Genomic DNA, 12,473 nt, shown 5'->3' on the forward strand with positions numbered 1-12,473 from the left:
CTCTGGCCAAACTATCGCTAAAGGCGAGGCTGAGGCGGGAAATTCCCGCCTCAATCCATTTAATATGATGGTTGCCCCATTTTTCCGCAGTGACACCGCAGGACGGCACAAACCATCATCAAACCCTCAGTTTTATTAGAGGTCTGCGCGAAGCTTCAGGTAGTAATAGCCACCCTGCCAGTCGACGACTGAATCTGAGCGGTACACGCGACCACAGCAGCTGTCGCCAATCGCAGGATCTGCAGCATCCGGGTACTCGTCGAACACGTTACGTGCACCGAGCGAGAGACGAACCGCATCGCTGATCTGGTAAGAGGCTTCTACGTCGACCATGACTTCAGGGCTGAAGTTTTGAACAAGACTACTCATAGTCTGGCCGCCACCGCTGTCAGAGTTGTCATACTCGCCATAATAGCTTGCACGGCCGAGGAAGGTCCAAGGACCTGCTTCGTGAAGGACAGAGAACACGCCGCGCCATTCAGGCTGACCGTTTTCAAAGTCGAACGTGTCTTCTGCGTTGAACACAGATGCACCACCATCGAATTCGGTCTTGTTGTAGTTCACAGATGCTGTGAACGCAGTAGAAGAGCCTTCGGTGAACGACGTGCTATAAGTACCCACGACGTCGAGGCCCTGAGTGACAGTGTCGAATGCGTTCTGGAAGTAGAACACGCCACCGATTGAGTCAGCGCCAGCAACACCTGCACCAGCGAGTGCGAGATAGTTCTGATAAGCCTGACCCGCGCCCGGATCGTTAGAAACGTCCTGAGTAGAGATCGCGTTCACGCGGTCTTCCAGTTCAATGCGGTAATAGTCGACTGTCAGAGAGACGTCGCCAAAACCACCTGTCCAACCAAATGAATAGTTGGTAGATTTTTCAGGACCGAGCGGTGAAGCACCAAGCGCCTGAGCGATCGGACCACCTGCAGGGAAGAGACCTGTTGCAACCGGGAAGCCGTTAGGCAGACGTGTAGACACGTTGGTTGTACCTTGCTGACCCGGTGTCGGGGCGCGGAAGCCTGTACCAACAGAACCACGAAGGCCCATATTTTCCGTCAGATCGAACTGACCGGCAACTTTCCAGACAAGCTCTGAGTCGAAGTCGGAATAGTCTTCAAAACGAAGTGCACCTTGCAGGAAGAGACGGTCTGTGACGTCACCGGAAAGGTCAACGTAGATCGCATAGGAATCACGCGTGTACTCGCCAGAGAACGCCGGAGAATAACCCGGGAAGCCGTTAGAGCCGACGCCTACAACCTGATAAACAGGGTCGAGACCAGGGATGCCGTCATCCTCAATACCATCATTGTCGCTGTCAGCCGTCGTGTAGTTGGCACAATCAAGGCCAACGACACCTGCACCCGCCGCAGTTGGCGTGTATGCAGGAGAACACAGATCCCAAGGGTCTGGTGTGGCGTACGGACCGGTGGCGTAAGATGCGGGATCACCACCTACAAGCTCGTAAGATTCGTCCATATAGCTCGCACCGAACGCAAATGTGAGCGGGCTTGCCATGGATGCAAGTTCAATGTCGTACGCGAAGTCAGCCTGAAGCTGGAATTCTTCGTTGATCAGATCGCCCGGATTGAAACGTGTCGGAGACATGTTGCCAAGTGACGGGTTCACAGTGTTTGCGAGCGTATACTGGACCTCGTTGTGACCGAAGCGTGCGCTCAGGTCGTATGTGAAGCCTTCAGAAAACTCACCCTGAATGCCACCAACGCCAGAATAGTCGATTACTTCACCGAAGAAGCGCGGCGTGAAGCCGCCCGGGAAGAAGAAGAGCGGGCTCCAGAGGGAACCGTCTTGAAGACGGAGATTCTCAATCGTGCCATTGCCCGGATAACGATAGAAGAACGAACCGTCAGCCTCACTCTTTGAATAGTTTGCGAAACCGTAGAGCGATGTTGTCGGGCTGAGGTCATAGCCTGCATTCACAAAACCACGAAGCGCTTCAGAGCTTGGCTGGCCCCATGGCTGCACGACGTCACCAAAACCGATATTCGCGTCTGGAAGACCTGCAAGGAACGTTGCCGGATCATACCCTGCGATTGTTGTATCAAACCCGCCAAAGCTTGGATCGTTCGGGTCAACACAAGCCCATGATTGACAGTATTCTGCACCACGCGAAGTCGCGTCGGATGTAGAGCGCTCGATAGAGAAGTTGGCAAAGCCGTTTTCACCGAGTGGAACACCGAGGTTTGCAGCGGCTACGAACTGGAAGCCGTCGCCTTCATAGTATTGTCCGGTTTCGGCGGTGATCGTAGCGCCTTCTGCGTCATCTTTCAGGATGAAGTTGATAACGCCCGCAATCGCGTCAGAACCATAGAGCGCGGCAGCGCCGTCACGAAGAACCTGTACGTTTGCCAGAGCGATCGCTGGAATTGTCGCGATGTCCGGACCTTGTGTACCAGAACCACCGATCTGAACCAGCGCCGCGCGGTGGCGACGGTGACCGTTTACAAGAACGAGGGTTTTGTCTGTCGGCATGCCGCGAAGCTGCGCCGGACGAATGAACGTACCACCATCCGAGATCGGCTGCCGGGACAGAGAGTAGGATGGAACCAGAGTACGGATAATGTCGTTGGCGTCCGTGAATGGAACGTTTTCGAGTTCCTCGGAGCTGAGAACATCAACCGGAACCGGCGAATCTGTAACCGTACGCGGCTGACCACGAACACCCGTTACAATGACGTTTTCCTGAACCGCTTCCTCATCTTCCTGCGCGAAGGATGCAGGCGCGAATAGTGCTGCTCCCATCGCCATGGCGATGACGGACGTCATCAGGAATTTATTTTTGCGTTGACCCATAACTTATTTCCCCAGTCAGATAGCCAGCCTGGAGGACACGCGACTCCACACACGAGTTACGTTTCCGACCAGAGTTCTGGCGAACTAAACATTTGCTGAAAAAGTGCTGCCCGGCCCTTGGGCTGCGATGTAAGGAAATCCCGGGTCGAAGATAGCACCCCCCATTGGACGCCGCCCGAGATTTCATTTCACAAGCCTAGCCCACCAGCGAAACAAGACGCTGTAAACTGTCATGCATTTTTGCTTTGGGGAGGGATGTATTGCTGCATTCTTTTGATGCAGTGCGATAATTTAACGGTCATTTAATGAGCAGGCGCAGCAGAGACGGCCCTGTCAGTCGAGCAACCCAGATAGTGCAAGATAGCTTTCTGCAACTTCTCGCATTGTCTTGCTTTGCTTCATCGCGGTTTTTCTGAGGAGATCATACGCCTCTGATTCTTTTAAGCCGCGCTGTTCCATCATGACGCCCTTGGCGCGATCAATGACTTTGCGCGCCTCAAGCGTACCTTTGGTTTCAGCCAGCTCGACCTGCAGCTTGCGAGACTGTAGGAAGCGTTCACGTGCAATCGCAGCGAGGGTGCCAATGCGGTGAGGCTGCATCCCGTCAATCACACAGGAGCTTGCGCCAGCACGCAGGGCTTTCTGGGCATCTGCCGCCTCACCCGATGCTGAGAAGATGAGAACAGGACACGGAGACCGCGCTTGCAGAGCGGAAATCTGCGAGAGCATTTCATCATCGATCACATCACAATCAATGATGAGAAGCGTGTCCTCAGAGAAGCCTGAGAAATGGCCTTTCAAAAAGGCATCGCGGTATATGATCGAAAACGCGCTGTCCGCAAACGCTTTGGAGAAGACATCAAAATGCCCCGCCCCAAAGGACACGATCACAACTGATTCTGACATAACGCTATCGCCCGACACCATTGCCATGCCTTTACTCACCCAAATCTTCAAACCGTCAGTGGCCTGAAATACCGGCAAAATGACTATTGGCGCTGCGCCCCGGATTAGCACTCGATAATTTGATTTCTTCGTGATCGGGCGATGTATCGCACAAAAAAAATGCCTCCCCTGATCACAGGGAAGGCATTCTCAGGCATAATATTGCTGCAGATTACATCTGCATCGTCCAACCTTCGACGCCCATCGCCGCCTGACGGATCCCCTCAGACAGAGTCGGGTGAGCATGACAGGTGCGCGCAACGTCTTCAGAAGACGCTTTGAATTCCATCGCGACACAGATCTCGCCGATCAGTTCACCAACGCCGACGCCCAGCATGTGAACACCGAGAATTTCGTCAGTTGTCGCGTCTGCGAGGATTTTCACAAAACCCTCGGTTTCGTGGTTACAGCGCGCGCGGGAGTTCGCCATGAATGGGAACTTACCTGTTTTGTACTTGATCCCAGCATCTTTGAGCTGCTGCTCATTCTTGCCGACCCATGCAATCTCAGGGCTTGTGTAAACGACGCTCGGCACGAGATCATAATCAACGTGACCTGCTTTACCTGCGATCAACTCAGCAACGGCAGCGCCATCATCTTCGGCTTTGTGCGCCAGCATCGGGCCAGCCACACAGTCACCAATCGCCCAGACGCCTTCAACATTTGTCTTGAAGTGATCGGTCGTATCGATCACGCCGCGCTGGTTCACACCAACACCGATTGTTTCGAGGCCAAGACCTTCAGTGTACGGCTTACGGCCGATCGCCATAATCACGACGTCCGCATCAAGGTGCTCCTCATCGCCGCCTTTTGCAGGCTCGACTGAGACTTTCAGCTTTGTCTTCAGCTTCTCAATACCGGTCACTTTCGTGCCCATGCGGAATTTGAGACCCTGCTTTTCAAAGATGCGCTTAGATTGTTTGGAGATTTCCGCGTCAGCACCCGGCATGATGTGGTCGAGGAATTCGATCACAGTCACTTCAGAACCGAGACGTGACCAGACAGACCCCATCTCAAGACCGATAACGCCAGCTCCGATCAGGGTCAGCTTTTTCGGAATTTCTTTCAGGGAAAGCGCGCCGGTGTTCGTGACGATGCGCTCTTCGTCAATCTCGATGCCTGGCAGACTTGCAGGCTCAGAGCCCGTCGCGATGACAATGTTCTTCGCGCCGACTTTCTCAGTGCCGCCAGCGTTCAGCTCGATCTCGACTTCACCTTTGCCGACAATCTTACCCTTGCCAGCGTAATGCTTGACCTTGTTCTTCTTCATGAGGAAAGCGACGCCCTCGGTAAGGCCTTTCACAGCCTCATCCTTCTGAGCCATCATTTTTTCAAGGTTCACAGCGAGGCCGGACACTTCAATACCCATGCCTTCAAAGTCGTTCTTCGCAGCCGCGTAAAACTCAGACGCGTGCAGAAGCGCTTTGGAAGGAATACAGCCAACATTCAGGCAGGTACCGCCCAGCGTGTCGCGCATTTCGATAATTGCAGTTTTCAGTCCAAGCTGACCGCAACGGATTGCGCAGTTGTAACCGCCGGGGCCGCCCCCGATAATAACGACGTCATAAGTTTCAGACATATTATTCAGACTCGCTGGCTTGGATTTCTACTTACCCCTCTCCTACTCCCCTAGGACTACAGGTCAATGACCAAGAGGTATTAGAAGAGCTGAACGGGCAGGTTTATTCCGGTTTTATCGAAACTTATAAATGCCCGCCGTCAGGACAAGCAGAACGCCAGACCAGATCGCTTCATCCAGCCATAGAGACACGTCTCCGCCGACGGCGATAATCGCGCCCGTGAGCAGTAAGAAACACAGCGTTCCAAGTGTCACCATGATACGTGAGACCCAGCGCTTTCCTGCCAGCCCGATCAATGCCCCCAACAGGAGTAGCAGAGTGCCCACAAAACGCAGGAGAAACGGAATGTCAGATGTCAGGCTTTCCAACCCGTCAGGGCGGCGCGCCATGATGAAATTGATGTATACGCCAGCCTGATACAACAGATATGCGCCGCATGCTGCGATCAGCAGAGTGAAGATACTTCTCATCATTTCAGAGCCTCCCTGACCTGCACCCTAGCACGGATCAGAGTTTGAAGATGCCCTCGATGATTGTCACCGCCTGCCCTGCAAGAAGCACCCGGTCTCCATCAAGGCGGGTATCAATGCGGGCGCCTCGTCCCGGATATGCCTGAAAGCATCGGAAGGTCGATTTGTCTGCTCGCTCGGCCATCACGGCTGTCAGCATGCAGTGCCAGCTGCCTGTGGCAGGGTCTTCATCAATTCCGGAACCCGGGGCAAAGAAGCGGGAGGTCACATCAACGTCTTCGCCGCCATCTGCGAAACAGCCGAAATTGCCCCGCTCCCATCTGCCTTCGCCGCTCAGCGCAGCCAGTTTGGAGAGGTCCGGCTTCAGCGCCAGAACCTCTTCGACGCTGGCAAACTCGGCCGCAAAGAATGATCCAGACCAGGCTGCGACAGGGAGCGCGCCCAGCGCCTCTACAATATCTTCGGTAATTTCAGTTTTACTGATTGGCGGTGCAGGAAAATCCATCAGATAGCCGACTTCCGTTTTCTGAACGATCAGCTCTCCGGATTTACGCGTTTCGAAAATGATCTTCGACCCGTCAAAGTCCATATGATCAAACAAAGCATGCGCTGACGCGAGCGTTGCATGGCCGCACAGCGGCACTTCTACAGTTGGCGTAAACCAGCGCAGCTTCCAGCGATTACCCTCAACCGGCACGATGAAAGCCGTTTCAGGTACGTTGTTTTCAGCTGCAATCGCCTGAAGCACTTCATCATCAGGGTAGGCATCCATCGGCATGACGCAGGCAGGGTTTCCCATCAGCGCGCGGGCCGCAAACGCATCAATCTGAAAAATAGGATATTCAGCCATGGATTTGATCCTTTCAGGATGTACCTTCTCTCACAATGATTAGACCGGCTTTCTGATTTTACCAGAATTCAATTCTGCGATCTCGATCAGAAATTCTAAGGTCAGCCGCAGCAAACAAAGGTGTCTATATGCATTGGGCAAATCTTCTCATCGGCCTCGGGCTCGCCTCGGGTATGATGATCGCCGCTCAAGGCGCGATAAATGGTCGGTTGAGCGCGGCCATTGGCGGGCCGGTTCAGGCCGCTACGGTTTCCTTCTGCGTCGGGCTCACCTGTCTGGTCATTGTAAACACGCTAATGGGAAACCGGTTCGCGTTTTCTAACGCCGTGTCGTCACTGCCATGGTGGGCCTGGATTGGCGGCGCGCTTGGCGCGGTAATGGTTACAAGCTCGGCGCTTGCCGTGCCGCGTATCGGTGTCGCCGCATGGGTGAGCGCCGTCATAGCGGGCCAGCTTCTGGCGGCGGTACTTTACGATCAGTTCGGCGCTTTTGGCCAGACGGTGCGTCCCGCTACACCGCTACGCCTGCTGGGCGTCGGATTTCTCATTGCCGGTGTGTATCTGGTGCGCCGCTTCTAAGACTATTTCGGGCCATAGAGCCGCTGAAAGCTCTCAGAGAAATAACTGATTTCGGCCTCGGGCAGTACCGCCTGAAGCGCCCACCAGATGGCTAGCCCTTCATGTTCGAACCGGCTCTGCGCCTCCGGTGTTTCAAATCCTGATTGGGATGGATCGGTCTGATTATAAGTGGCGGAATACGCGTCGGCCCAGTCTTCAATCCGCTTCACCAGCGTTTCTGACAGCCCCAGAACCGCTGGATCGACATTGCAGTACTGCCCGCCTGACGTTTCCCAGATCGGCCAGGCTTCATAGTCCGCCATCAGCTTATAGCGACGCATGGCTTAGCGCTCTTCGTCCAGCGGCCAGCCATGATTGACCGGTCCATGCCCCTGCCCGAGCGGCTTCGCGCTTTCAATGGCTTTCAAGAGATAATCACGCCCCGCAGAGACCGCATCCGGAAGCGCTTTGCCGAGACCAATATGGGTGGCGATCGCGGAGGCGAGCGTGCATCCCGTTCCATGCGTGCTGGTCGTTTCAATGCGCGGACTTTCGAAAAAGAACTCGTCATATTCTGTCTGCAGCACATCGACGATGACATCCCCGCCGACATGCCCGCCTTTGACGAGCACAGCCTTGGCACCCGATTCCAGCATACGTTCCGCTGCGCGGCGTTGACCGTCCACGCTTTCAACGGCTTTACCTGACAGGATTTCAGCTTCCGGTGCATTGGGCGTCAGGAGGAATGCGCCCGGAACCAGCAGGTTTTTCAGCACGTCAACAGCATCAGATGCCAGCAATCTGTCGCCAGACGTTGCCACCATAACAGGATCAATCACGCGAGGTGTTTCGGCCGCAAAATCATTCAGAATACCCGACACGGTCTCGATTGTTTTTCTATCACCCAGCATGCCTGTTTTGATCACATCAGCGCCGATGTCAGACAGCGTCACTTTGATCTGACCGGCAATGGCATCCTGCGGAACAGGAATGACGCCGTACACGCCCTGGGTGTTCTGAACCGTTATTGCGGTGACTGCCGTCATCGCGAAACCGCCATTCATAGCGATGGCTTTAATGTCCGCCTGAATACCTGCCCCACCGCCGGAATCAGATCCTGCGATCGATAAAATACGCGCGGGAGTTTTTGCCGGTTTAGCTTCTGTCACGTGGTTCGCACCCATAGTCTATCATAGTGAGATGACATAATCAGGATGAGACGCAAAGTCTGGTTATGCAATCATGGCCGGTCACGACTTTGTGTCGGCTGGAACCCCTACACGTTTCAGACATTGAAAGCTAAGCTTTCAAAAAATTCACCTTGTCTGGGAGACATCATATGCGGAACGCCTTGTTGAATTTCACCACGCTTGCAGCAACCGTCGGGTTGGCAGCATGTAGCGGAGGTGGCGGCGGAAGCAATTCTGGCGGCGGCATCCCGCCTAACTCTCCTCCGGTGATTACATCTGCAACCTCAGTCGACGTGCCAGAGAATTCTATGGGCACGATTTACACAGCCACCGCGAACGATCCGGATGGCGATCCCGTTTCATACATTCTGCTGTTCGATGATGATTCGACGCAGTTCGAGTTCAACGGCGCGACCGGCGAGTTGAGCTTCCGCTCACCGCCAAACTTCGAGTTTCCCGACGATGCCACCGGCAATAACACGTATCTGATTTCAATCCGCGCCATTGATGGTCGCGGCGGTCAGGACACGACGCCAATCCTGATCAATGTGACCGATGTTGCAGAAACGGCCGAAACACGCCGTGTTGTCAGCGGTCTGAACCAACCTCTCTTCCTGGCGGGTATTCCGGGCACGGATCAGGTGGCCGTCCTCCAGAAGTCAGGCGAAATCCGTGTCGTCACGCCATCTACCGGCGCTGTAGAAACCGTGAACTTCCTCGACACAAGCGCGAACATCAGCACCGCGGGCGAAGGCGGTCTTCTGGGCCTCGCTTTTTCACCGGACTTTGAAAACGACCGCACCTTCTACCTCAACGTAACGAATACATCGGGCGATACTGAAATCCGCAGCTATCAAATGGTGACAGGCTCAGACACGCAGGCCGACCCGGCCACGATGGATGTTATCCTGACCGTCCCGCAGCCTTTCGCCAATCATAATGGTGGCTCTATCAGCTTCGATTCAAACGGCTACCTGCTCATTCCGCTCGGCGATGGCGGCTCTGCTGGTGATCCGGGTGATCGCGCTCAGGATGTGAACGAGCTTCTCGGCAAGGTGCTCCGTATTGATGTAACAGGCGATGACTTCCCGGCTGACGATCTGCGCGACTATGCGATCCCGTCTGATAACCCGTTCGCTTCTGGTGGCGGCGCGCCTGAAATCTGGGCTGTTGGCCTGCGCAACCCTTACCGTAGCAGTGTAGATGACACGACTGGCTTCCTCTATCTCGGTGATGTCGGTCAGGACGCCGTAGAAGAGATCAGCCGCGTCGACCTTAGCGCGACATCATCTTCCAGTGACCCGATCAATTTCGGCTGGCCGATCAAGGAAGGTACAGCTGATTTCCGAGGCACGACGACCGCGACACTCACGCCACCAATTGCTGAATACACCCACGCTGATCCGTCAGCACCTGGTACCTCGGTAACCGGCGGTTTTGTCTATCGCGGACCAGTTGATGACCTGATCGGTCGCTATGTCTTCGGCGATTTCACGTCTGGCAATATCTGGTCCATCGGCCTTGATGAGATCAATGATGGCCAGACGCTAGGTCTCGCTGACTTCCGGAATGACAATGGCATTTTCACGCCGGATGTTGGCACCGTCGACAACGTGTCGAGCTTCGGTCTGGACGAAAGCGGCAACCTCTATGTCGTCGACTATGACGGCGAGGTCTTCGTGATCGAGCGCAATCCATAAGCGCAGCGCACCATGAAAACTGAAAAGCCCGGCTCAATGCCGGGCTTTTTTATGAGCTGTGAAGGCCCCCCCGGATCTGGAGCTCATTCCAGATAGAACGTGATCCAGTTATAAGCCGCCAAAGCGATCCGCCGGCCAATAAAGAAGACAGACCCGAGCACAGCAAACAGCGCCACGATCACCGCGTATGAATACATCGCGCTCCACGCGCCGAAGCTGAGCGCCTCTGTGCCCATGAAAAACTCCACGCCGACACACACAAGAACACCAACCAGCGCCCAGAATACCGGCGCAATCACCCACATCATCGCATGGGTCGTGCCGTTTTTCTTATACAGTTTGTCAGGGATGAACTCGTCGCGCCACATGCCGCTCGCTCCATAAAAAAGCCCGGCATCGAGCCGGGCTTTTGTAAAATTTATGCCGGTTCAGGTGAGCCGTCGCCGACACCGCCATCACCGTCTTTCTTCTTGCGCGAACCGGTGATTGGTACCGCAGAAGACGGGCCTGGCATGTCATCTTCGTCCTCAGGACGTTCAGGCTTCTTACCGTTGAGCAGATCATTGATCTCATCGCCGGTGAGCGTCTCGTATTCGAGAAGACCTTCAGCAATCGCGACCCAATCATCTTTGTAGTCGGTCATGATACGGCGGGCTTCATCCATACCCGTCTGAACGAGATGACGAACCTGCTCTTCAATCTTCTTGGAGGTATCCTGCGAAATCTGAGTCGGGCGATAAGGGTCATCGCTCTCGCCATAATCGACCGGGCCAACTTCGTCAGAGAGGCCAAACTGGGTCACCATTGCACGGGCAATACGGGTCGCCATTTTGATATCAGAAGAGGCACCAGACGTGACGTTCTCTTCGCCGAACGCGATCTCTTCAGCCACACGGCCACCCATGAGAACAGCCAGACGTGATGTCATTTCCTGACGGGTCTGAGACAGCTTGTCGTCTGTCGGAAGCTGCATAACCATGCCCAGCGCACGGCCACGTGGAATGATCGTCGCTTTGTGGACAGGGTCCGTTGCCGGCATTTTAAGACCAACAATCGCGTGACCTGCTTCGTGATAAGCTGTGAGACGCTTTTCCTTGTCAGACATGACCATTGAGCGGCGCTCAGGGCCCATCATGACCTTGTCTTTCGCGTCCTCGAACTCCTTCATGGATACCATACGCTTGCCGCGGCGTGCCGCCAGCAGCGCTGCCTCATTAACAAGGTTTGCGATATCTGCACCCGAGAAGCCCGGCGTACCGCGCGCGATAACCTTCGCATTGACGTCTTTCGCCGTCGGAACGTTGCGCATGTGGACTTTGAGGATTTTCTCACGGCCGATAATGTCCGGATTACCAACAGTGATCTGACGGTCGAAACGGCCCGGGCGCAGAAGCGCAGGGTCAAGAACGTCAGGGCGGTTGGTCGCCGCGATGATGATAATGCCTTCATTGGCTTCAAAACCGTCCATCTCAACGAGCAGCTGGTTCAGCGTTTGCTCACGCTCGTCATTGCCGCCGCCAATACCGGCGCCGCGCGAACGACCGACAGCGTCAATCTCGTCGATGAAGATGATGCATGGTGCGTTTTTCTTCGCCTGCTCGAACATGTCGCGGACACGGCTTGCGCCAACGCCCACAAACATTTCAACGAAGTCCGAACCGGAAATCGTGAAGAACGGAACGTTCGCTTCACCCGCAACAGCGCGCGCTGTCAGAGTTTTACCTGTACCCGGGGGGCCAACAAGCAGCGCACCTTTAGGAATTTTACCGCCAAGGCGCTGGAACTTGGAAGGGTCTTTCAGGAATTCAACAATCTCCTGAAGCTCTTCTTTCGCTTCATCAATGCCTGCCACATCGTCAAATGTCACACGGCCATGACGCTCGGTCAGAAGACGTGCCTTGGATTTGCCAAAGCTCATAGCACCGCGACCGCCGCCGCCCTGCATCTGACGCATGAGGAAGAACCAGAGGCCAACGATGATGATCAACGGAAGAATAGAACCGACCAGATCCCAGATATTGAAGCCGCCGCCTGGCTCTTCGTAGGAAATGTTCACGCCCGCAGCGTCCATCTGCTCGACGAGGTGATCCTGCGAGTAGGCGCGAGTCGTGAAACGTTGATCGGTGATTGTGACGCCATGAACGGTGTAGCCATCCACATCCACGCTGCGCACTTCGCCATTGCGGGCGCGCTCAAGGAGTTCAGAATAGCTGATCTGGGTGCCGCGCTCTGCTGTATCTGTCGGCTGCAGATACGAAAAGAGTGCGATCAGAAGGGCAGCAATGACAGCCCAGAGGGCGATATTGCGCATGTTCATGTGTTCAGGCTTTCTTCTTCAAAAACGTTACTTTGTATAACATAGGTAAGGAA

Annotated in this window: 11 protein-coding genes; 2 read left to right on the plus strand and 9 right to left on the minus strand. The window is 54.8% G+C overall.

Annotated features, from left to right (window positions below):
- Positions 1 to 135: 135 nt before the first annotated feature.
- The 5 genes from P1U45_RS02630 to P1U45_RS02650 all read right to left on the minus strand — a co-directional run bounded on the left by P1U45_RS02630 (position 136) and on the right by P1U45_RS02650 (position 6,656).
- Entirely contained in the window at positions 136 to 2,760 is a 2,625-nt protein-coding gene (locus P1U45_RS02630) for a TonB-dependent receptor (RefSeq protein WP_366144976.1), read from the minus strand.
- A gap of 384 nt (positions 2,761 to 3,144) precedes the next feature.
- Entirely contained in the window at positions 3,145 to 3,717 is a 573-nt protein-coding gene (locus P1U45_RS02635) for an ANTAR domain-containing protein (RefSeq protein WP_301057369.1), read from the minus strand.
- 211 nt (positions 3,718 to 3,928) lie between these two features.
- Positions 3,929 to 5,335, minus strand: a complete 1,407-nt coding sequence (gene lpdA, locus P1U45_RS02640) for a dihydrolipoyl dehydrogenase (protein ID WP_301057370.1) — start codon at positions 5,333 to 5,335, stop codon at positions 3,929 to 3,931.
- Positions 5,336 to 5,449: 114 nt separating this feature from the next.
- Positions 5,450 to 5,809 carry a hypothetical protein gene (locus tag P1U45_RS02645; protein WP_301057371.1) on the minus strand — a complete coding sequence of 120 codons (360 nt, stop codon included), beginning with the start codon at positions 5,807 to 5,809 and terminating at the stop codon, positions 5,450 to 5,452.
- Positions 5,810 to 5,843: 34 nt separating this feature from the next.
- On the minus strand, positions 5,844 to 6,656 hold the full coding sequence (locus tag P1U45_RS02650) for a PhzF family phenazine biosynthesis protein (protein WP_301057372.1): 813 nt from the start codon (positions 6,654 to 6,656) through the stop codon (positions 5,844 to 5,846).
- A 128-nt stretch (positions 6,657 to 6,784) separates the two neighbouring features.
- Here P1U45_RS02650 and P1U45_RS02655 point away from each other — a divergent pair, with 128 nt between their 5' ends.
- Positions 6,785 to 7,234: a DMT family transporter gene (locus P1U45_RS02655; protein WP_293607690.1), complete on the plus strand. Its 450-nt coding sequence runs from the start codon at positions 6,785 to 6,787 to the stop codon at positions 7,232 to 7,234.
- A gap of 2 nt (positions 7,235 to 7,236) precedes the next feature.
- On the opposite strand, the gene P1U45_RS02660 is transcribed toward P1U45_RS02655, so the two are convergent.
- Entirely contained in the window at positions 7,237 to 7,554 is a 318-nt protein-coding gene (locus tag P1U45_RS02660; protein WP_301057373.1) for a hypothetical protein, read from the minus strand.
- A gap of 3 nt (positions 7,555 to 7,557) precedes the next feature.
- Positions 7,558 to 8,382 carry a bifunctional hydroxymethylpyrimidine kinase/phosphomethylpyrimidine kinase gene (thiD, locus tag P1U45_RS02665; protein WP_301057374.1) on the minus strand — a complete coding sequence of 275 codons (825 nt, stop codon included), beginning with the start codon at positions 8,380 to 8,382 and terminating at the stop codon, positions 7,558 to 7,560.
- A 170-nt stretch (positions 8,383 to 8,552) separates the two neighbouring features.
- On the opposite strand from thiD, the gene P1U45_RS02670 reads away from it, so the two are divergent.
- Positions 8,553 to 10,103 (plus strand): PQQ-dependent sugar dehydrogenase, encoded by a 1,551-nt coding sequence (locus tag P1U45_RS02670; RefSeq protein ID WP_301057375.1) that lies wholly within the window; start codon positions 8,553 to 8,555, stop codon positions 10,101 to 10,103.
- A gap of 83 nt (positions 10,104 to 10,186) precedes the next feature.
- On the opposite strand, the gene P1U45_RS02675 is transcribed toward P1U45_RS02670, so the two are convergent.
- Positions 10,187 to 10,471, minus strand: coding sequence for a hypothetical protein (locus tag P1U45_RS02675; RefSeq protein WP_301057376.1), 285 nt, complete (start codon positions 10,469 to 10,471; stop codon positions 10,187 to 10,189).
- 50 nt (positions 10,472 to 10,521) lie between these two features.
- Positions 10,522 to 12,420 (minus strand): ATP-dependent zinc metalloprotease FtsH, encoded by a 1,899-nt coding sequence (gene ftsH, locus P1U45_RS02680; RefSeq protein ID WP_301057377.1) that lies wholly within the window; start codon positions 12,418 to 12,420, stop codon positions 10,522 to 10,524.
- Between the last annotated feature and the right edge of the window lie 53 nt (positions 12,421 to 12,473).

Source organism: Ponticaulis sp., from assembly GCF_029210165.1.
In the GTDB taxonomy this organism is placed as follows: domain Bacteria; phylum Pseudomonadota; class Alphaproteobacteria; order Caulobacterales; family Hyphomonadaceae; genus Ponticaulis.

Coding starts and splice junctions, on each gene's coding strand:
- P1U45_RS02660 (WP_301057373.1), bottom strand. CDS start 7,554: ATGCGTCGCTATAAGCTGATGGCGGACTATGAAGCCTGGCCGATCTGG.
- P1U45_RS02630 (WP_366144976.1), bottom strand. CDS start 2,760: ATGGGAGCAGCACTATTCGCGCCTGCATCCTTCGCGCAGGAAGATGAG.
- P1U45_RS02670 (WP_301057375.1), top strand. CDS start 8,553: ATGCGGAACGCCTTGTTGAATTTCACCACGCTTGCAGCAACCGTCGGG.
- ftsH (WP_301057377.1), bottom strand. CDS start 12,420: ATGAACATGCGCAATATCGCCCTCTGGGCTGTCATTGCTGCCCTTCTG.
- P1U45_RS02650 (WP_301057372.1), bottom strand. CDS start 6,656: ATGGCTGAATATCCTATTTTTCAGATTGATGCGTTTGCGGCCCGCGCG.
- P1U45_RS02635 (WP_301057369.1), bottom strand. CDS start 3,717: ATGTCAGAATCAGTTGTGATCGTGTCCTTTGGGGCGGGGCATTTTGAT.
- P1U45_RS02645 (WP_301057371.1), bottom strand. CDS start 5,809: ATGATGAGAAGTATCTTCACTCTGCTGATCGCAGCATGCGGCGCATAT.
- P1U45_RS02655 (WP_293607690.1), top strand. CDS start 6,785: ATGCATTGGGCAAATCTTCTCATCGGCCTCGGGCTCGCCTCGGGTATG.
- lpdA (WP_301057370.1), bottom strand. CDS start 5,335: ATGTCTGAAACTTATGACGTCGTTATTATCGGGGGCGGCCCCGGCGGT.
- P1U45_RS02675 (WP_301057376.1), bottom strand. CDS start 10,471: ATGTGGCGCGACGAGTTCATCCCTGACAAACTGTATAAGAAAAACGGC.